Source organism: Paenibacillus sp. FSL K6-1318 (genome assembly GCF_037976905.1).
In the GTDB taxonomy this organism is placed as follows: Bacteria; Bacillota; Bacilli; order Paenibacillales; family Paenibacillaceae; genus Paenibacillus; species Paenibacillus amylolyticus_A.
This window is the reverse complement of sequence record NZ_CP150270.1, coordinates 4,285,660-4,308,425: the sequence shown is the minus strand read 5'-3', so window position 1 is coordinate 4,308,425 and position 22,766 is coordinate 4,285,660. Positions and strand designations below refer to the sequence as shown.

Sequence of the window (22,766 nt, the reverse complement as noted above, 5' to 3'; positions counted from 1 at the left end):
GGTTTTTGAAAGTATAGAAATGACTATTATCTACCCGCCCGCACTCGACTGGAACCTCTTGTTTCAGCGACCTCAGCAATTGATGACCGCCTTCTCCAATATTCCAGGTATACGGGCCATTTTTATCAATGAAGAAACGTACATAAAGCAGAGTCGGCCGATTGAAAAGTTAAATGAAGATCTGTTTCTTGTGCAAAAAGGCGTGAACTACGATCATCTGGTCAAAGGAAAAAAGGTGCTCTGGTTCTCCAATCCAGGCCAGTATAATTATTCGGATGGACGGAAGTTTGATTTTACCGTATTTGATTATCTGGATAATTCGGCTGATGAGTTTGCTGTGTGGAAATCCTACATCTCGAAATGTTTTGACCGTGCAGATCTTATTGCCACGACTGCCAAGGTGATGTACGAGGCACATAAACATGACGGCAAACCAATCTTTATGTGCCCTAACGGGGCAGATTACCAACATTTTGAGAAAGCGCGGGCAATTCTGCCCAAACCGGCCGACTTCCCCGATGTTCATGATGGGCAAAAGATTGTGGGTTTCCACGGGGCAATGGCATCGTGGGTGGATTATTCGCTGATTATCGCTATTGCAGATAAGGGTTATCGTGTTGTTTTGATTGGAAACAATGCCCTCTATCAAAAAAATATTGTGCATCCCAATGTGACTTGTCTTCCGCACAAAGATTATAAAGTACTCCCCGCCTACATTGCTCAATTCGATGTCTGTATCGTGCCATTCAAGCTGACAGAGATGATCCGTGGCTGCGATCCAATCAAATATTACGAATACTTGTCTGCGGGCAAGCCTGTGTTGACGACGCGTATGGAGGAAATTGTTCATAAGTACAGTGATGTGACTTACTTTATGGATCGGCATAATTGTGGATTGATGTTGGAGAAAGCGATTCGTGAGAATAGTGCTTTCAAAATTGCGGCAAGAGTAAGGGTGGCTAAGTCTAATAGCTGGGATGGCAGGGCAATGGATGCCGTGAAGATGATTAATCAGGTCATGGGAGGCAGAGAAAATGAAAAAGATATTTAAGCGAATGTTTGGTAGCCAATCTACACCACCGCCAATTGAGCTTGAAGAAATAAAGATTGACACGACGGAGTTCAATGTTACAGCATACACCCCAAACACGGATACAACGATTGTCTATCTGCCTGCGATTGACTTTCATAGTGAACGATTCGGGCGTCGACCACAGCGGCTGTTAAAGGCACTCGCGGAAGTAGGCTACAATGTAATATATATCAATTCCGGTGATGAATTCTATCAGGTAGATGCCTTGGAGTATCCATATCCGGAGATTCCAAACTTTGTCGTAGCCCGTGTTGGCCAGAATGTCCGTACGCTGTTTCAAGGTGATCGCGTGATCTATTGGGTGAACGATAGCCGGCTGGCAAGTTCTGTCGAGACAGCATATCCTGATCTGGTCGTATTTGATTCGTTGACCGATCCGGATCAGTACGAGAAGCACAAACACAAGATGGAAGCTGTTGCAGATGTTGTGTTCATTACACCCGAGAGAATCTATGAGCATGGCAAATACTGCTCACATGTTCATCTGGTTACTGCCGATGAATTTGAGATCAAGGAACGTGCGGAACAGGTAGCGCAAATTATTGATTCTTTGCCAAACAGAACGGCCCCTCTAATGTAGGGGTCTTTTCTTTGATTGTATATAGGCCTTTTACTTTTGAAAAGATGACGGGGCTAATCCTGCTTCAATATATTTCGTTTACATTATCGTTAGGGATTGAAGATAGCGTTCTACACTATAAAAAGCAGAGACGGCGAACAGCCAGATGGGTTAAACGAAATGGATCTCCCGATCATCAAGTCAATTAACCTGATCCCGGCTTAAGCAAGTCTCCGTAGCTAAAATTACATACTATCCTAAGGAGTGGACTGTTCAATGGCTAAAAAAATGATTATCAAAGGTGTAGGTACGTTCATGGCTAAACGCCTTCCAAAAGATCCGATGGGCGAAATTGAGGTAGTTACCCTGGGTACCCTGCAAGATCTGAAAATTGACCTTAACGTGGAGCTTGAGGACATCTTTGGTGGTGACGGTCTGTTCGCCATTGATGTACTGGTGAAGTCCAAATCGATTGAAGTATCGGCAACAGATGCCAAATTCGATCTGGATGCGATTCAGCTGATGATGGGTTCAACGGTACAAGAGCAAGTGAAGTCTTATGTATGGGTGCTGAATGAGCAGTCTACAGTGGCTGCAGGCGTTTCCAATTCTGGATTTGCGGAAGCCAAACCGAAGCATGCGAGTGATATCTATGGAAGTAACGGTGACATTACGGTTCGTCTCAAAGATTCCAACACGTTGCTGAAACAACTCACTTCGAAAGGTACGGCCGTGGAACCAAATGCGTTCTTCTACGACGAAGCGAATGGTGTAATCATCCTGAATGCTGCCCACATCGGTAAAGAGATTGTGTTGAACTACAAACGAGATCAAATTGTAGACATGGTTGATCTGTTGGTTGACGAAGTACCGTTCCCGATCTCTGTCATTCATCACGGTACGTTCCAACAAAAAGATGGTTCGTATGCAGGTGTTGAAACCGAGCTGTACATGTGCCGTGCAAAAGGAACATTCAGCATCAATGCCCAGCGCGCTGCCGCTTCTGCATCTGCAATCTCCTTGCAGATTCTTGATCCTGAACGTGCTGACGGCAAAATCGGCAGTATCAAACGCTTCAGTGCACCAAGCAAGATCTAATAACTAAATAAGGTTGATTGCTCCTGGCAAGGTATCAAACGGCATCTGTGTCCTCCCCTTCACAGAGCCTTGCCTTGCCAGGTTTTTTATTATATGGGGGAGAATGTCCTGGGGAGGTCTTTAAATTCATGGAAACAGAACAAGAAAAAGCCGAGCGTGAGCTTGCGGAAAAGCTGAATGAGGAAGCGGCCAAACGAATCAAAGATGATCCGGAAAACAAACGGGTGACTCCGGAGGAAGTGGAGGCTGCTGAGCGTGCATTCTTTGAAGATGATGAGATTATTACGTTGCGGGATCGACGGAAATATCGTATTCCGCCGTGTAACCTTAAGGATGCCCGCCGTCTGATGAAGTTGCTGAAAACGGTGAATATCGATGCCATTATTCTTAATTTCATTCCGACTGAGAATGATGAACTGGACGAAAAGCGGCAGCAGGATTTATTTGATGTATTGGCAATGGCGTTCAAAAATTATCCTCATATCGTGACCAAAGATGAGCACGGTGAGTATATCATCAATCGAGAATATCTGGATGAGTATCTTGATCTGAACACAGCTCGCAAAGTCATTGATATGCTCATAGGGCTCAATGGTTTAAAAAAGTAGAACGCACCGAGGGGGAGTCTTTGGAGGGAACCGAAATCCGTGATACGGAAACACAGGAACCCGTTCACTGGGGAGAAATCTTCTTCACCCTCCATAAACACTGTGGGCTGAACAAGTGGGAGATTTGGGAGTACACACTCCCTCAGGTTGCGGAGCTGTGCAAGTCAGCCGAGAAATATATTCAATTTGAGATTGAACTTATGACAGCACCTTTCCGCATGTTCGGTGGCGGTGGAGGCGAGGAAGTCGAAGAGGATGGCACCGTCAGACGTAAAAGAACCTTCAATGATGAGGATTACACAGAGATATCAGAAGATGATATCGGTATGCTTGCACAAGCGCTCGGAGGATAAGAGAGAGACATCCCGTTTTGCCTAAATGCAGGTAGAACGGGATTTATGCATAAAGGCGGTGATTCTTTTGACTGAAACAGAAGGACAAGGAGAGAAACACTCCTTAACACAAGAAATATTAACGGATATGGATCAATTAACTGGACAAAACGCAGCGCTGAAAGGTAGATCCCCGTCAGGTGTTAGCACGTTGGTTAGACGTGTGGAGACAATCAGAAGTGATATGCAGTCGCAAATGATTGAAACGCTAACTACTGATTTGGAGCACTTTTATCGTGAAGCTTTCAGTGAGATGAAGAATGTGTCGGTAGCTGAATCACAGGAGTTGTTAGACTCCGTTATGAATACGATGAAATATATTTCATCAGGTGAAACCAAGGGGTATTCATCAACACTACTCAAGAAATCCCTTGACTCGTCGCAACAGCTGGATCAACAGATGACCCGGGCCAACCAGAATTTCGAACTTAGATCGTCTGGAACATCGGATGATAGTAGGCAATACACACAAACGGGAACAGTCAAAAACCTGCAACGAATTGCACTGCAACATGGTATGGATCAGGAAGATGTAGGTCTTGCCTATCGAATTGGTTCTCGTAACTATGATCATGCATCTGAAGCTGTTGCGTTTGCTGAAGAAGTAGCCAAGTTGCATTCAGCGGGCAGTACAGATGTCGAACAGACGGCAACAGATCTGGAAGCTGTTACTTCGGCAAGGGGAAGCAGTGGCTTTGATCTGTCCCAAGTCACAGACATGATGATCAGAGCTTCAACGGTGTTGGATGTCGGCATTCAGGACTTGATGGATGTGATGCGTCAGACCTTTCCGATGGCTGGTAACCCTGATGGAACGCTTGCACAAGAGGATGCATTAGCCAACTGGATTAGTAAGGCAGCTATGTCGGTTCAGGCAAATGGAGATATGGTTCCGCAGAAGGCTTTTGCATCGAATCGAGTCATGTTCGATCTTCTTGCTGAACAATTGAAGACTGCGGATGCAGACGCGTCGATACATGAGCGTACCGGTAGTAGAGACATTCTTCAATTCCGACAACGAGAGATCGAAATCGCATTTCAGATTGCAACGCATGAGGCGATGCAAGGGTTGAAAGAGGAATTTGCCGAGCTGGGCGATTATCTTATCGCAGTCATGCGGTTAATTGGAGATCGTACGGGTGGCATTGTTGATCACATGGAACTGCTTAACCGAATTATGGATGAAGTCGGTGTTCAGGTTGCGTGGGATAAGTTCGGTGAAGTGATGAATGAAGGCGATCATAAACAGTATGTTACTACAAAATCAGAGCCAGGGAAAGTCGGAAATACGGGAAGCGATGTTCCCGAGCGACTTGGAGTCACGGATGTGGAGCGTGCTGGTGTAGCGCAGGAAATGGGCAGACAGCAGAGTCGTCTACAGACTCTGGATCATCGAAGAACAGAAATTCAAAGTAGGGCCGTAGCCAAGCAAGATGATGTAATTCAGGCTCGGACTACCCGAGATCAACAACATGAAATGTACAATCAGGCTATACAAGATGGGAATACAATGGCGTCTTCCATTCATGCGGAAGAACGTGACGAAGCTGAGAAGCGAGTCAAAACGTATAGTCGAGAACTTCTTTTGTTGCGAGAAGAAATGCATTCTCTCGATATTCAGATCGCGAAGACGAAGCGAAGTCTTGAGTTTCTAGGCCAAGAACTAGATGACACGAGTAGAGCAATGATGCAACTTGAACACCGAGCTAGAGTGTTGATGATGGCGATGGATGACATGGACCTCGATGCGGTTGAACTACGAAATAAGTTATATTTTCTAAACGCTGAGTTTCAATACGGTTCAACCGATATTCAACGGTACGAATCGGAGATCCAAAAGCTACGTAAGCAGTCAGCTCTATTGAATGACGTTCTCTCCACATTGAGAAACGAAGTCAATGAGTTAAACGCCTCTTTTAGAAAGGGCATGATCGATGCTACAGCATACATATCCAAACTGAAGGAACTCGAACAGGTTCAACTCGCGAGTATGATGAGTGGTCCAGGAGGATTTCTAGTTGTTCCAGGAGCAGGAGGCGTGGAATCTCCTGTTAAGGATGACAAGAAAGAATCCAAAAACAAAACCTTTGTAGCTCGTCATGAAGACCTGATCAAAGATGTCATGAAAGACGCGATAATGGATGAATTCAATCCGGGGGGCGACTCGAAGAAAGGGAATAAAAATACACCCAAAAGGGGCCTTCTTTCCAGGTTTAAGGATATGAAAGACACAGGCAATCGCAAAGCATTTTTTGACAGCAATGCCCCAATGCGTAATAAAGATGGAAATATTCTTCGAGATAGACAAGGTAATTCGATTACTCAGCGTGACATCAATGCGGAGCAAGCTGCCCGTGGGATTAAAACACCCGGAAAATTTTCGAAATTAGTCAAATCCGGCGGGAGATTATTGAGGCCTTTAAAAGCTGTACCAGCACTTGGGTTAGCGATGACCGCTATGGATGTCGTCTCTGGTCTTGTCGATCCATTGAACAATATGGGTAAGTCAGAAGCGGAGAAGCAGAGTATTCGCGCTACCAATAAGGAAGAGTTGGCCAAAGATTTCAAGGATATGGAGCAGTCATCTTTTGTAGGGAAAGTGTGGAAAGGGTTAAACCTGGGGATGGATGCCGCTGTGTCCGGCACAATGAGTTCAATATTCGGAAACAATGCTACCAATAACAAGTTCGGGGATTACTGGAAGGGATTTAAGGCGGTTTGGAGTGAAGATGGCGGAGATGCAGTTGAGAAGAAACTGGGCAAGGAATACAACTACAAGCAGGAGAAAAAAGAAGCCCAGATTCAAATGGATAAAGAGTCTGGAAAACCCCCTGGGGAAAACAAACAACAACAACCGCAGATACAATACATTCAACCTCAAATGCAGTATATTCCTGCTGCGGGCGGAATAGGAACTATTGCTAACGGTTATAGACCTCAGCCGCAAAGCAACGGTATTGATGAAATGATTGCCAAGATTAATCGGCAGCTTAACAAATCAACAAGTGACAACGAAACCAATTACCAAGTCACACGATCCCGTCTATTGATTAGTGGTGTTCGCGAAGATTCTGGTCAGATGCGCGCGCTAATGGAGAAATATTTGCAAGAGAATATCAAGTTCTTCGATAAGGCCATTGCAAGTTTACAGAAGACGTATGACAAGATGGCTGAAGGTAAAGAGAAAGATGAACTAGGCCTGGAGATCAATGAGAAGAAACAGCAGAAGGCACAGTCAGAACTTGAACTAAGTGGTGTTAAAAACAGTCAAATTGATGAGCTTAGACGCAAGATGAATGATCAGTTTGAGTTGACGCAGTTGGATTATGATAAACGAATGTATGATCTCCTGGCAGCTAATGGGGGGAAGGAAGATGCACCAGAATTAATTGCATTGAACAAATCCCGTGCATCTGAAATGAACTCACAAATAAGTTCGATCAAGCAAGAGTGGAAGAATCTGCTGGATAGCGGTGTGTTTAAACCAGGGTCCAATGAATATATGGATATTTTTAAACAGATCCAGTCATTGGGTGTAGAACAGTCCAAAAATTTGTATGAAATTAGCAAAAAAATGGATAAACCGATATCTTCATTCAACATTCCAGCAGGTCTTAAGGTTATGGATTACTTTGATTACATGACTACGAACAATACACATAAAAGTGTGATGGTTGGTTCAGGTGATGTGACGGTTCATGTGAACATCGATAATATGACAGGCAGCACAAAAGATGTGGAGAGACTGACATCTACGTTGGACAAGACACTGCGGCAGAACAGCCCGGGCATGGTGAACTATATGGCCAGCAATGTTGGTGCGGGATTGGGAACTAATCATATTCCTAGATATAGTAGATAAGGAGGAACTCTGATATGACTCAGCAAAATCCGTTTGGCTTAGTTAATGACCGGTATAAAAGAAAGCTGTATGTAGATACAGGCATGAAGTTCGAGCCAGTAAACGGAAGAATAATTGATCCGTACTCTTCACCTTCGCCCAATCCGCAAGTGAGGGAAATTAAAATGATTAATGCTCCCTCGCATTTTCATCAGATGGGCGTATCTTCGTACAAGGCGATCATTAACATCCTGTTTAAAGATAAGCAATCCTATCACGACTACGTCATGTACGTAGGCTGGACCCACAAATTTTATGATGAGAAGGGTAACATCTATGTTGGTGTTGTAGAGTCCATCAAAGTTGACCCTATTTTCTACCATCAGGATACGATGGATAAGGATCAGAAGGGGTACAAGGTCGAATTGACCATGACCCTGATCAAAAAAGATGGATATGACCGTAAGAGTGCAATACAGTTTCAGGATTTACAGACGACAGAAGGCAAGGACCACTGGGCAAGAGATTCCATTGAACGCTTGGCTGATTTGGGACTGACAGTTGTAACCCAATTGGATGGCACACCCATTTTATATTTCAGACCGGAAAACTTCATAACGAGAGCAGAGTTTGTTACTTTCCTGATGCGTACCAAGCGTTTGCTTGAACGAACAATTCGAGAGTAGGGTGACCTACTCTCTTTTCTGTCTATTCTAAAGATAGGAGGTGTTTATCATACGAAAATGGGTTGATGTAAACGAAGGGGACTGGTTCTATAACGATGTTATGGAAGCCACGAATATGGTTTTGGAAGATGGTGAAGTCTTTGTGGCCGGAATCAACTATAACAAGTTTGAGGAAGGCAAGCCTTTTGTATATGAAGAAATCAAAGGGAAAGCGGGGCAAACCTCATTTAGTCTGCCTGTGCTGATTAAACCAACAGATGACAATCCACTGTATGTGTTTATTGATGGTGTTCAAACGATCTACCAAACGGCTGAAACCAATAGTAAGGGATTAACTGATGTGGAGTTGTATACGGGTGTAAAAGCAGGACAGGTGGTGTCCTTCTGTAGTTATGGTGAACCATTGCTGGACAGTGCTTGGAAAAGGCCACCCGTGTCCTGGACTGGAGATCTGCCCAGAGCTGTACTTAGCGCAGCGACGACCTATTTCTACGATCCATTCAGTCGTAATCATCAGGAATATTTGTATGCAGCAGGCCAACCGCTTCGCAGACTCAGTATTCCTTCCGAGGTATGGGCAGACACCATGGGAGATGCAGAGGCTGTAACCAAAATTGCAACAAAGGCAATTGGTTACCGAACGGATGTTTATTGTGTCAGCCCAGGGGGCTCGGTGTTTCTTCCTTTTAATCTGAACGGTGTTACCTGCAAGTTCAATTATTGGACGAAGAATAACAAGTTCATGAGTGAAAATATCAAAGCGACAACCCTCAAACCAGCATACAACAATTGTTTTTTTCCTAATGCCATTATACAGCGGGGAGAAGCCTTTCATCTGATTAACAAGTTGCGCAAGGTGTTCTATGCCAGATTTACGGACATGGAAGCACCAACGACGGAGATTAATCAGCCTATTACGGCATTTCAGGGTCAACGGGTGTTTAGGCTTAACGGCAATTATCCGGCAGGTAAAAAGAAACTTAAAATTACAGTGAAATTTAAAGACGAAAAAAAAGATAAAGACCAAGAAACACCGGCTTATTCGGAAATTGACAACCACACGGTTGTATTTAATCAACCTTTTTCAGAAGGCGATGAAGTGACGTTCTATTATCTCAAAGATGTGAGCGAAAGGTTCGCAGATGTCGGCAAAGCTTCAGCCATTTATTATCAAACCAAAGGTGAGCGGGTAGAACAGTCCAAGGATGCTTTCTGGAAAATAGCCGTCTCGGAAATGGAAGACGAAACATTTGCGAACAATGATCCACTAATCAATGGCATTCCTATCAAGAAAAAGGTGGATGGTGCAGCGGAAGTCACGGATATGGGAAGACCTGTAGGTGGTACCGACGAGGAAGAGATATGGTTCCTTGGAAATTCCGCTATGACACGGGCTGAAGCCGCAGCTTTCCTGGACCGATTCATGAAATGGACCATCGAGCGATTCAAGTAAGGGGGAGATTAAAATATGATTCCAATTTCGGATGAGGTTATGAACGTGCTGTCTCAGCGTCTGAAGCTGGGGGAAGGAGCACTTCCCAATATCCGGGTCGAAGTAGATCGGCTGGCCTTTATCCCGGGACGGACAGAAGAGTTCAGGCATATAGTAACCGAGCAGATACCCATCATCAGTACAGAATCCGTTTGGGTGGATGAGTCGAGTGATGGTATATATAACGGTTCGACTCAAGCGAATGCTCAGGAGATTTTTTTTCCGGTCAAGGGTAAAACGATTGATAGTATTACAGTTACAGATAATTTTGGCTCTCCTCGTGATAAAGGTACCAGAATTCATAAAGGTATTGATTTGTGGGATGACATTGGAACGCCGATATTGGCTGCATGGGCTGGAAAGGTTGTTCAAATATCCTATAGTAAAACAAAGGGTGCTGGTAATGCCGTAAATATAAGACATACAAACGGTGTAATCACCAAGTATTTTCATTTGAAAGAGATACTCTGTTCGGTGGATGATGAAGTAGCTCAAGGGGCTGTCATTGGAACACTAGGCAATACGGGTGGCGTATATACCGGTGGTCATAAGGTGTCTGCGGCTGAACGTGCGGTGGGCAAGGGACGACATCTACATTTTGAAATTTGGGAAGGAGTCAATCCAACAACGAGAACTGGAGAAGGTGGTAAGGCAGTTAATCCTCAATTGTATTTCAAGGGACAGCGCAAGTTGCACGGAAATGTGAAAACAACATTTACTGATGTAAAGCCGGTTCAGGTCGAAGGATATCCTGGAGAGATCAAACTGAATGAGAAGTTCGACAAACGAAACTGGTATGAGAAAGACGTTTATACAACCGGATTGAAATTTTTGGATTATGCCAAGATTGAATCGGGCTGGACTATGTTTGATTCAGGAGGCAAGTTGCTATACACCTTTGAAGGCAAAGCCGCCGTAGCTGAATTTGAGATTAACGTGACAAAACTGAGTATGCCTACACAAGGGCTGCTTAGCATTGGAATGGGGACTAATTTTAGTGATGCAGAAGGGGATTCTTTCGCCGTGGTGATTGATGGTAAAACGTATGCCTATGTCAATAAGTTTAACGGGGCCTATGATCTGACCAAACTGACGGAATTGAATAATATTGTGATCCCTGCAAAAGCCAAGAGTATCAAGATTAAGGTGACGTATGGGGGCAAACAAAACTCCACTGTCCCAACCGGGTCTGTTCCTGCTTCGAGTAAGAAGTATAAAAAATTCGCCATTGATTATATTCGCATACAAGAGTTGTTGCCTGCTCCGTTGAAGAATCAAAAGAGTGAAGAAGGGCTAGATCCGTCCAAAGGATATTATCAAACGAACAGCTACGGAGATTTTATCAATAATAGAAGGACAGAGACGGATGTTATTCAGGTCGGGTCTTTTGTCTATATGGACACGCAGGTTCTTCCCAATATCATTAGTGCCGAAATCGATGATCAGTTTGATTCTGAAGCCCGGGAGGCACGGCTGACCATCTCCAATCCGAGAGGATTCTTCTCCCCGGATTATAATCCTGCTCATTTTCCTGAGCTTGGGGGCGTGCCGTCTCCATGGTCTTATTTCGCAAACGGATTCCATATCGGAGTTCTGAGTGAAAATACACCGATACGCATATATATGGGATATGGTCAGCACATGATGCGGGTATTTACCGGACTGATTGACAAAGTGGATATCAATGGCGAAGGCTCCACGCTGGAAATCACGGCTCGAGATATGTACAAGCGTATTATCGAGAAAGTCATTTCCGAGAAAAAAGCCTATCCAGAAGTAGATGAGATTGATAATGTGCCTGATCCGGTGCCGCCAGCAGCAGTTGGCACGGATCGGACATCATCCATCATTCAGGCTGCACAGGCCCAAGCTGCAGCGTATGGTGTGCCTGATCATAAGTTTTTGCTTGCGATATGCAGGCATGAGACCGTTCTTGGAACACAAGGTAAGGGCACAGAAGAAAATGGAAGCTTTATTCTTGGATATGGCTGTCCTAGTAAAAGTGCTTGCAATCCTCTTTACAAGGGAATTCAGGAGCAAATGAAGCGCGGAGCAGAACGGATGTCCAAGGCGCTGGCTTCCAGAGGGAAAAAAGTGAGTTCCAAGGCGGATGTACTTTATTTCCATAATGGTGGAGACATTGCTCCCATGACCTGGAGTCAAGATCGGGAGAATTGGGTGGACAAGGTATGGACCTATTATCAGGAGATGCTCGCAGATCCGGCAAGCTGGACCATTACAGCAACCTCCACTCCGGCAGTTACACCAACACCCGCTCAGCCTGTAGAATTTGAAAAGCCGGCTTGGGTCAAATCAACCGTTGTACTAGATCTGGTTAAACATGCAGGTATGGTGGGTTGGCGGGCAACCAGTGAGGATCGCTCTTATCCTGACTACGTGATTGACGAGACCTATCTGATTGAGGTGAATCAGAAGACGGGCAGGGTCATTGTCCCCGTACCGGGTCAGGAAGGTGAGTTTGAAGTTAAGGACGCAAGTACAGTGCTGACACCGAACGGATGGCTTAATCCATTTATTGAGGAGTATGGCAAGACGTTTGAGCAATGGTCTGCCAAAGTTACTGAAGCCGTTCAGGAGGTGATCTCGGAGATTCCGTATCGAAGCTACTGTGACCGTTATGGTACATACCGATTGGAGCGTTTGAATTATGACAAACCGGTCGTAGCAGAATTTTCCGAGAATGACAATCTGATCTCCATTACCAAATCTACAGATTGGTCCAGAGGAAGAAGCCACATTGTTGTTATCGACTCGAATGATAGTCAGAGCAGTTTCGTAGACAAGGAGATTTTGCTCGAACTCAAAGGAGAAATCCGAACCATGGTGCTGGCCGTTCCTTGGGCGAAAACGGTTGAAGCCAAAAGGCAAGTAGCAGAGCGAGCTTTTTTTGATATGAAACGGATGTGCCGTACGCTTCAGGTGTCCATTCCTGCGAATCCTGCGCTTGATCTGCTCGACAACGTCATTGTGACGGATAAAACGACCACCACACGAGCTGAATATACGATTAAAAGTATTAAAACCAGTTATTCGGTTGACCGTGGCATGTTACAGGTCATTGATATGATGTGGGCAAGAAAGGGAGTGATGGTGTAATGGCCGGCATTGTGAATGAAAATATTGTATTTCCCGTGCTGGATCTAATCCACCGGGAGCTTCGCAAATATAGTAGTATCTCCAATTCAAATGTTTCTCCTCTTGAAGGTGAGCCTTCCGTTACATTATATCGGGAGCACATGCAGGACCCGGACAGGGTGACTGGAGCAGACCTCTTGTATGAATCGGCATGGAAGGTTTCGATCTGGATGAAGTTTGGCTCAGAGGATGAGGAAGACTTTCCTTCCGGAGTGGGCTATTCCCACCCGGATTATGATTATTACAAGTATTTCAGGTTAACGCAGGTGACGGCACGTACATATGATCCGAGTGGAGAGTCCATGTTCACTTACAATATTGGTCTAAATTATGATGACGAAGGACGCTTAACTGGAACGAGTGTAAGTCGTATATAACATGTAGGAGGTGGTTCCATGGCATTTAATGTATCTTACATCGCGGGTGGCGTCATCGACAAAGTGCGCGAGCTGCCGTACCCACACTTCAGTAAAAAGACGATCCCGTTTATTCGGGGACAGATGTTGGACATTCCGGCGGCCAAGACCACCAAGTCTGATACGTTCACCTTGGCGTATGACACAGAGTTTCTGAGCATTGCGTTTGCTGCGAGCCACTACTGTGTCGGCGATTACTGGGAGCTGATGATCGGGACGGAGCGAGTATGTCAAACCATCTATACAAAGGAACTTCCCGAGTCGGTTTCCATGGGTAACAGTTTCGGAATTGTCTACCCGATTCCGGCGGGGACGACCATTAAGTTTGACTTCTACAACGCGGTGGCTGAAGCCAAGTCGGTCTGGTACAACATCAAATTTTTAAGATAAGGAGGGTGACGATGGCACTGCAAAAACCGCAGACGAACTTTGCCGCTTATATTGACGGAGAGTCGGAAGCACAAAAATTGATCAACACGCTCGCCGATGAAATCGTAGGTACTGATATTCCCAAAGTAGAGGGCGGAATTGACGCTAATCGTTGGGAGAAAGTCTATGAATCTGATGGAGCTGAATGGGTGACTTACAGTAAAAGTTATCACAAAGGCATTGTTGGCATGTACACCCATTCGGACGGAAGTCCGTATGAAGTATACAAAATTCCGGATTGGACGGAAGCCAAAAGTCATACTGGAGATTCTGCATTGGATGCAGATGGCTGTCTATGGGAAGTAAGGCAAACTTACTTTGATGAAGTGGTTGAAGGTAAAACAGGACCAAATTCAACTAATGTTGGTACCACTTATGGTAATTATAGAACAGACCGTAAAATTCAGGTTGTACAGTTCAGTTATCAGGATACTCAAACCAATCAAACGAAATATGTTGATATTCCTGGTTGTTTGGTAACCGTTGTTGTAGATAATTCAGTTCCGGATGGGTACAGAGCATTTTTAGTACGTCAGGTGATTGGGAATCTGGATGGAACGACCAAATCATCGAAGGAGTGGAACCAGTTTGAAATTGTGACAGAGATGCCTACAGACTGGGCATACGCGATCAAATTATCACCAAAAGGGAAATTTCAGTATAACTTTTCCAGAAAGGTGAGTTCACAGTCCTCTTCACCTTACTGGAGCTGGGCAAACATAGTTGATAGTTTCTATGAACCTGTAAAGCAACTTTACAAATTTGATGAACTATTCTATACAGCTGATGTACTGAACAATGTAACTGCTCAGACCGTAGTGAAAGCAACGCCTACAGTTCCCACAGGGATTCAGGTTCGAGATTATTATGTCATGTTTGAGCAGCCAGCCCATGACTGGAATTACATTAACATCTACTATGGCGAAGGTTTCGAGGGGAAAGTTGCTCAAGGAAGCCAGAGCGAAACGTATGATGGGATCTGTGATCCTGCAACCATAACGATTGGGAAGGCACCTACAGTCATTGACCAATTGAAGGCACATTATATGTATTTGACATGGAATGATTCATCAGCCATTAAACCTTTCATCCCACCGACCACGAAGTGGAAGTTGGATTATGACGGCAAGACAGAGATCGTAAGCCCGGCAGCTCGATTTTTCCACGGACGACATTCTACCACGTCATGGTTGCCTAACAAAAAACGCAGACCGGATTACCTGGTAGCTTACACTTTATCGGTAAACAATGATCGAGTAGTTCTTGTTCTGGAAGGTGATCCTTCACCGAATATTCATAGCTATTACCGCAGTTTTGGATACATAGGCAAGATCGTTCCGTTCAATGATTACGACCATGGAGGCAACTTTGGTGTCACTGTAGGTATGGGTGATCTGCGAACAGATATGACAGGTTATACGAAAAATGATATTCTCACGGATCTTAATCCGGATATCTATGCCAAATACGGTGAGTACACTTCAAATGGTATGGACTCCATGTCCATGTTGAAGACACGCAGTAATGTCTTGTTCCAGCGGTATTACCCGGCATTTATTTCGCATCTTCCTAACTATCCTTCTGTGGGTAAACTTCCCCCAGGTCTTTCGAAATTGATCGTAGATGCGGATGGCTTCCAGAAATCCCTCTGGACAGGAAAGTATCACGCGAGCCCAATCTACCTTGTGCATCAGGCAGAAGGATACCGAGGTTATATGGACGGTGTAGTTGCGATATACGACCATAATTTGGTCAATCGTGATGAATTGATCGTAGACACAGAAATTCTGAAAGATCCTTCCAAACCTGCATTGGGTACGTGGACTGAGGTTTACAAGTTTTTCAGTATCAAGAGTCCGTTGAATCTATTCAAGCATTCCCCATCACCAGATGTAATTACGATTGCATTTTTGAAAGAGATAAAATAAGGAGGATTACATAATGGCAAATTTTAAATATGTAGAAACAATCACCACTTCACAGGACGTGTTGACAAAACTGAAAGAGGAAGTTACAGGGTTTAAGAGTTTCCCATTTGAATCCACTGCAGGCGAGTCTCAGGAACAAAATCTGTGGGAAGTATTTTACGAAGAAAAGGATAGTAGTGACCGTATTCAGGAACTTATTCTTCGCGGGATCATGACGATTGGAACACAAGCAACTCCGATTACTAAACATTTCTATGTAAGTTTCATTAATCATGCTCTGGTACCACGCGTCGTTGCACCTGTTCCAGCCTATGAGGAGCATAGTACGTTGACTGTTCAGTTGCTTGAAGGATTCGAAGGCAGCGAACCAACTACACTACCAGTTACCACTCGCCCTACATTCAAGCTGACAGGGCATCCGGTACTCTACCAATGGGCACTGGAAAACTACACACCAACGGATCGGAATAAAGAAAAACCTGTGTACATGTATGTGAATGTCATGAACAATCGTTTGGCGATGGTTCTCGTTGCTGACCCAGCAGTAAACTTCCTTGATTACAAAAAATCCTTCCTGTATGCAGGTGCATTGAAACCGTTCAAATACAACCTGAATGATGTAGACGGAAACGTAATGTTGACAGCCGGAGCAGTAATCGAAGAACCGGATATCTCTCAGATTGCCACAACAGGAACATACTACTACGGTCAATATACCTCTGCAGGTAACAACACACTTCAGATGTTGAAAACCAAATCGGGTATTGAATTCCAGCAGCACTATCCTTCCTTTATCACGCAAGCTCCACCGAAAGGTAAAGCTTATCAAGATCCAGAATTGGGGGATACGGGTTTGGAGTTGGAGCCTCAAGGTTTCCAGGCATCCAAATGGACATCCAAATATCACTTGTCTCCAATCTACGTGGTTCATCCTTACGAGGGCTACCGCGGTCAATTCGATAACTGCATCGCGGTTACAAAGCATAATATCCTTCACTTGGATGAGTTGATTATTGATGTGGAAGGCAAGTCTTGGGATCAAGAAGTGTATCGTTACTTCGATACCGATACAGCACAGAATTTCATGAATCTGTCTGCCAACCAGCGCATGGGTGTAGCTATTCTAAAGGAAGTCCGTTATACGGCGTAAGTTAAACTGAATCAAAGCTGAGTCGTATAGATTCAGTGAGAGGGAACTTTCTGAGACTCCACTCAGGGGTTCCCTTTTTTTAGTTGGAAGGGGGCAGTGACGTGAATCAAGTAGTCAATAAGTTTGATTTCACCGTTATAGATTACACGACAACTCAGTACGGTTACCTGTTTACAGTCGGAACTACAGGAAGCAGGCCTGAGGATTATCGATTTATATACATGCCTTACAGCCGGTATCCAAGTTTCCTGATGCTTGATTTTTACATGGCAAGATCGATCTCTCATGGATTTAATCATCAACTTGTGGAAGCGATTCGCAAGGATCTGGAAGGAGAAGAACGATTTATTGTCCTAAGTGATTCTGAACAGGATAAAGAAGGGCTTTTACACAGTTCCATGGAAGGATTGAGCTCAGCTACCAAGCAAGGCGATGTCATGGAATTTTCGTTTGAAATGGAGCGATCTGCTTTAATTGAAGCTTTGGAGATGGATCATCACGATGAAGGCCACAGGCCCGGAGGATCAAAGGATTCATTCATTCATGAAGATATGTCAGAGGGCTGGCGCGTAGATAACGATAAAGAGCTGAAGATTGTCCGTAATTTGGGTCTAACTCGTAACTTTGTGAAGAACTTGGATAAGCTGGAGCCTGGAAAAATCAGTTTCAGGGTTAGTGAATTTGGGATGATTGCGGATTATGCAGATAGTGCAGAGCAAGATAGCAGTTCTGAACTGGTGATTAAGCAATTGATACACTCTGTTCGAAACGATAAACCGGATATGGATGTGGCAGAGGTTTTCGAGAGAGTGGAGAAGATCATTGGACGATCCACACAGAACGAATTTTTGTTAGAAGCCATTCAAGATCACTTCAGAAGTACAGAACTCGAGAGAAGCCTTCAGTCCCGGAAAGTAAGCAAACAAGATGTGGAAATTCTATATCAGGACCTGCTAGGTTTACGTGATGATCATAAAGAAACATTTGCTGAACAAGCTGCCATGATTGGGAAAAGGGTAGATGATCATCAGCAATTGTCCGTTCTCTCGGATATGTCGACTGCTTATATTCGTCGATTTCAGGAAATAAAGTATATGCACCTTGATCGCACGTTGCCGTTAGCTCATAGAGTGTATAACAGTTCACAATTGACACTCATGCAGACCCTTGGAACAGCTATCCGAGCAACTACGTTTGGTGGAACGACTACAGGCAAAATTGTTCAAGCAATCAGAGACATCGAAGAGAATATGTTTCTTTCACAACTGAATCAGGCTACGCGGGTTATTGAGAATGAATTGACAACTCATGAGAATGTACTTGCCAAACTGAAGGATCGTCAGTACCCCACAGTTCTGCATACCGATATGAGAGGTACGCGAGAAGTCAACAAGCAACTTTACTTTCATGATGATCTCACTCAAAGCAGCCGTGACCAACATCGAAATGCGTTAGTCTTTCGTCCGAGTGATACCCTTTGGCATCCGTTCCAAGCTCACAGAATGATAGACAAACATCCGGCAACTACAGCATCCGGTATCATTTTGGCATCCAGAGAAATAGGGACTATTACGGATGTGGAAAGGCAATTTCCTTGGGCTGTTCGGGATCAAACGGAAGATATGAACGTCTTAGGTGATCTAACTACGGGGCAAAGAGTTTATTTGGAGAAAATGTATATTGAGCATGATCGTCCTAAGGCACGACGAATTTATGTGGTTCATAGTGAGGTGGACCGTCATGCAGAACAGGCTTATCGTGAAAGTAAGGAGTACGGTTTTGTTTTCAGAGATTTGCAGGAGAGCAGAAGGATCAGTAAGGTTCCTGGGTATTTAGAGAGGGAAAGTAGGCTAGGCAAACGAGTGACTGCAGAGGCTCTTGAAATACTCAACAAGCAATCACTCGGTGAAAGGGAAAGCGAGTTTGATAGCTATATTGAGGACAAGTTCCATACTGCAAAAACAGAAAAAAGGAAGTTGTTCATCCCGAACAGCGAGGAAGGTGCAGAAAGAGAAGCCTCCTTTGAAAGCTATACGGCTGGTTCAACAACGGCAGAAAGAGCGTTGGCTCATGACTTGTGGTTACCTGAGTCTGAGGACCATTTGGCTGACAAAGAATTATTACGTTCTACCATGCTCGAAAAGCTAAATTCGTTTGGAAAGAACGACGAACAGAAGCATGTACATCTGACAGAGAAACCACTTATGTTACATAGAGAGCGTAAAAAGCTAAATCTGGAAACGATCCTGCAATCTATCCGAGATCTTAGTCGACCCACTATGATTCGAGACGAGCTTCTGGACAAATTGGTTGGTGGAGGATGGTTAGGGAATAAAGCCTACCCTGGGTATCTGGACGAGGAATTTATCGTAGGGGAGATCTTGGAGAACAGCCCGGCAGTCATTCTGGAAATGATGATGGAAGCTGTGAATAATGCAGACGCTTCGGTTTATTTTGATGAACCGTTTTTGGCCGGGGTTAGAGAGCGGGTAGATGCGTTAATCGATTGTGGGATCTTAACAGCTGATAAAGAAGGAAGCAGATCAGGCATCATTTCCTTTAATTTCGAAGGTACGAAGGAATCTCAGCTTGGTGATATAGGGACGGAACTCTCAGAAGCATCCAAAGATTTGAGCATAACAGTACTTGAAGATGAATCTCGATTGGCCGAACTCGACAGACGTAACTCCACACTAAAGACAGACGTTTTCGAGGGAGTGAAAGTAAAGGAAGATCAGCATGGCGAAATTACAGAAGTCATTTACGGCGCAGATTATAATGCAAGACCGGCTATTATTGAGTTTGAAGACTCATTAGGTTACCTGAATCCCGGAGGGGGATTATTCCCGGATGACCCAGCGTATGAAGGAAGTCAAGTTGAACGCAGAGGACAAACCTTTGATGAGTACGGGATAGGCGCAAAATACAAACGGGACGGAATGGCTCTCGACCATCATATTGTGAGTTCCAACATGAACCGTGAGAGTGTGATTCATACCGAATTTAATATGGGCGGGGTTTCCCGGTATCGATATGGAATAGTTGATGATGAATACACCATGGGTGGCACGAACTTGCGCCAGATGCTTTTGAACAGCGAATATGCTATTGGAACGTCAAAGACTCGTGAGGGATACTCGTATGATCAACAACTTATGGCGACTAATCCAATAAGAGAAGGTTTAATCAGTGGTGAGTACTCCATAGGCACAGCCAAGATCAGACAGTTGTATTTGAATGAGAGTTATTCTATTGGCATGATTGAACCACGTCAGGCAGCTATTGATATCGATTACTCACTGGCGACTTTGGAATGGAGATCTGCGCTGTTCAGCGAGGATTATTCCATAAGCAGCTCGAAATATCGAGATGGAGTAGCTGAGATTGGATATACGCTTGGTTCATCGTGGGCAAGAGATAGTGCAATGAATATTGAGTTTAATGCAGGTACGCGGCAAGCATGGGAATCCACGTTGGTAAATATTACTTCTGAAGCGATTAGGGTAGATCGATATGGATCGGTGCAAGATGAGATATCTCTAGCCACTACTGTAATGAAATCTGCGAATCTTGACGATATGCTGACGGCTCATTCAATCATGCGCAAAGGACAATTGAACGTTGAAATCATTTCGGATAACATGAACAGACTATCTCTCATGCTTGAAGATAACCATTCTACAAGAATCGTGAAAGAGGCATCAGTACATGAGATTGAGAGTGAAGTTGTCAAATTACGCTTGAGTGAATTGCATGGTGAGGGTTGGTATGGTGGTAAAGGTATCAGAGATACTGACTTGGTCGAACTGATCTATGATTCGATAAAGAGTAAAAAGGATTCAGCATCGGATCATGATGTGATCCTTGCCTACAAGCTTACTCATGACGCTTACCTTCATGAGACAACGGATAGCACGATTGAAAAGATTGCTAATCTTGAAGAACAACTAATAGCGGATAAACCGCAAAATGGTTACCTTGACCTCACGTTACCACTAGGCGGTACAAATCTGAAATATGCAGATGTTCCAGTGGAATCCGTGGGTGGGACGGGGCTCAGTTATGGAGATATACCTGTAGAGATTGTTGGCGGAACGAATCTGAAGTACGGTGATGTTCCAGTTGAGATTGTTGGTGGAACAAACTTGAAGTATGGAACAACAGAGATTGTACTCTCAGCGGACAAACCCCAGTACGGCAATATGGAAGAGAATCTGCTCGCCGACAAACCGCAATATGGATATTTGGAAGAGAACATGTACGGTCTGAAAAATGCCAAAGATTCCACTATTGATGAGCAAATTCATGCGTTTAAAAACGGTAATGAAGCTGATTTGATCCAAACGCTTGAGTTAAATAAAGAGGATAGATCAGCATTCCTGCATGACAACCTTTTTGGGGTAAAAGCTGAAAGATGGGCGCATACCCATGAGACGATCAATGATGTAGTGAAACTGCGAAATGGATCGTTGGATCAGGACATGTTCTACGGAAACAAGGAATTTAATGAATCCATTTTGGACATGGAACTGGTTGGCTTCCAATATAAACAGATAGACCTGATCCAAAGCGAATATGCTTACCTTAAAGCGAGAGACCTTCATATTGAAGATAACTTGTTCATGAGCTCTAGAAGTTCTTATGACGCGTATAACCACCAATTGGATTCTGGAATGAACTTGTTAAGAAGCACGACTCTGGATTGGGAGCAATTCGCAGCGGGGAAAATGGATCGATATGGTCATTCACATGAAATGGAAAGTGGCCTTGGGGGCGAGCGAGCCGGTGAGCATTTTGATGGGATATATGGTACCACACTCCAGAGGTTTGCTTTCTCCAGTGAGAAGTTAAGTTACGGAAATAGTCTTCCATACACAAGTTACATTGTTAATGACGGCGAGAGCTTTGGCAGTAAGTTAATAGACCCGGGTTATCTCAGTGAAGATGATTTTAAAGGGATAATTGAGGAACGTGAATCCAGTATAGAAAGAGAGTTGCCAACTGGTATAGCGAACGCCAGATTGTCTGAAATCGAAGATCCTGATTCTCTCATGGCTTCATTTGAAGAACGCTGTTCTCAAGTCATCACAGGTTTTATTTTCGCTGAAAGACCTGAGAAAAGAGCAGAGTATCTGGAACAGTTGCACGCGTTCCTTCCCGAGAGAACAGCTCATCTTATGGAAATGTATCACGAAGCCAAGATGGAACCGCGTGAGAGCTTCACACTGAATGATCATCCGGTGGCTGAACGTGAATCCGCTGATGCTTATATTCCGATGATGGATACCATGGCACAGGGTCTCATATTCGATTACTCGGAAGATCTGCTCGATCGAGGGATGGATCCTGAAGATTGGGAAGGGGGTTTGGGTGTGCCGGAGGACTATGATCCGAATGATCCATTTAATGTGTACTATCCGTATTCCAAGGATATGGATGCGCTGGAATTATCCCAATCAGACGATTGGACTAAATTCGGTCAAGGCGATTGGGATCGGGATCCATTGCTTGGAAAGTTTTATTCCAAGGAAGATACGAAGGACGTCAGTGGATGGTACCGTAATAATTTCCTGGCTGAGACGTATAAGTTCTCAATTGATTTCAAGGTGGATGCAAGTACGGATGGGAATGGTGCAGGGATTATTTTCAAATACTTCGATGAAAATAATTATTGGATGTTTATGGTTCATGGAGGAGACAGCGATAACAGTCTGGATATGAGAACGCCGATGCAGCTATATAAAATCGTTGCTGGTAATCCAACTGCAGTCGGTTCTCCGATGCAACCCTTTAAGTGGGAGAAGGATAAATGGTATACATTGTCCGTTTCTGTCATGAAAAATAAACTCCAGATCTACACAGATTCGAAATTGCAATATGATCTGGCGGGCACCGATTAACTCGGTGCTCTTTTTGTC

The 22,766-nt window shown here is 44.2% G+C and carries 14 protein-coding genes; all 14 read left to right on the top strand.

Features of this window, described 5'->3' with window-relative positions; all coding sequences use genetic code 11:
* Positions 1–19: 19 nt before the first annotated feature.
* The 14 genes from NYE45_RS18985 to NYE45_RS18920 all read left to right on the top strand — a co-directional run bounded on the left by NYE45_RS18985 (position 20) and on the right by NYE45_RS18920 (position 22,748).
* On the top strand, positions 20–1,051 hold the full coding sequence (locus NYE45_RS18985) for a glycosyltransferase (protein WP_340013619.1): 1,032 nt from the start codon (positions 20–22) through the stop codon (positions 1,049–1,051).
* Positions 1,035–1,673, top strand: coding sequence for a hypothetical protein (locus tag NYE45_RS18980; protein WP_340013618.1), 639 nt, complete (start codon positions 1,035–1,037; stop codon positions 1,671–1,673). Before NYE45_RS18985 ends, NYE45_RS18980 begins: the two co-directional genes overlap by 17 nt.
* Positions 1,674–1,928: 255 nt before the next feature.
* On the top strand, positions 1,929–2,750 hold the full coding sequence (locus tag NYE45_RS18975) for a hypothetical protein (protein WP_340013616.1): 822 nt from the start codon (positions 1,929–1,931) through the stop codon (positions 2,748–2,750).
* A gap of 128 nt (positions 2,751–2,878) precedes the next feature.
* The gene (locus NYE45_RS18970; RefSeq protein WP_076331342.1) at positions 2,879–3,358 is read left to right on the top strand and encodes a hypothetical protein; all 480 of its coding nucleotides are present in this window, start codon (positions 2,879–2,881) and stop codon (positions 3,356–3,358) included.
* A gap of 20 nt (positions 3,359–3,378) precedes the next feature.
* Complete coding sequence (locus NYE45_RS18965) at positions 3,379–3,711, top strand: hypothetical protein (protein WP_211175732.1); 333 nt, start codon at positions 3,379–3,381, stop codon at positions 3,709–3,711.
* A 67-nt stretch (positions 3,712–3,778) separates the two neighbouring features.
* Complete coding sequence (locus tag NYE45_RS18960) at positions 3,779–7,612, top strand: hypothetical protein (protein ID WP_340013615.1); 3,834 nt, start codon at positions 3,779–3,781, stop codon at positions 7,610–7,612.
* Positions 7,613–7,626: 14 nt separating this feature from the next.
* Complete coding sequence (locus NYE45_RS18955; protein WP_282320884.1) at positions 7,627–8,277, top strand: S-layer homology domain-containing protein; 651 nt, start codon at positions 7,627–7,629, stop codon at positions 8,275–8,277.
* Positions 8,278–8,377: 100 nt separating this feature from the next.
* Positions 8,378–9,730, top strand: coding sequence for a hypothetical protein (locus NYE45_RS18950; protein WP_340013614.1), 1,353 nt, complete (start codon positions 8,378–8,380; stop codon positions 9,728–9,730).
* Between the two features lie 15 nt (positions 9,731–9,745).
* A complete protein-coding gene (locus tag NYE45_RS18945) occupies positions 9,746–12,886 on the top strand; it encodes a M23 family metallopeptidase (protein ID WP_340013613.1) in 3,141 nt (1,046 codons plus the stop codon).
* Positions 12,886–13,302: a hypothetical protein gene (locus NYE45_RS18940; RefSeq protein ID WP_036607798.1), complete on the top strand. Its 417-nt coding sequence runs from the start codon at positions 12,886–12,888 to the stop codon at positions 13,300–13,302. The genes NYE45_RS18945 and NYE45_RS18940 overlap by 1 nt, the downstream gene beginning before the upstream one ends.
* Positions 13,303–13,320: 18 nt before the next feature.
* Complete coding sequence (locus NYE45_RS18935; RefSeq protein ID WP_076328283.1) at positions 13,321–13,731, top strand: hypothetical protein; 411 nt, start codon at positions 13,321–13,323, stop codon at positions 13,729–13,731.
* 11 nt (positions 13,732–13,742) lie between these two features.
* Positions 13,743–15,698, top strand: a complete 1,956-nt coding sequence (locus tag NYE45_RS18930) for a hypothetical protein (RefSeq protein ID WP_340013612.1) — start codon at positions 13,743–13,745, stop codon at positions 15,696–15,698.
* A 13-nt stretch (positions 15,699–15,711) separates the two neighbouring features.
* A complete protein-coding gene (locus tag NYE45_RS18925; protein ID WP_076328285.1) occupies positions 15,712–16,848 on the top strand; it encodes a hypothetical protein in 1,137 nt (378 codons plus the stop codon).
* 101 nt (positions 16,849–16,949) lie between these two features.
* Positions 16,950–22,748, top strand: coding sequence for a hypothetical protein (locus tag NYE45_RS18920; RefSeq protein ID WP_340013611.1), 5,799 nt, complete (start codon positions 16,950–16,952; stop codon positions 22,746–22,748).
* Positions 22,749–22,766 lie beyond the last annotated feature (18 nt).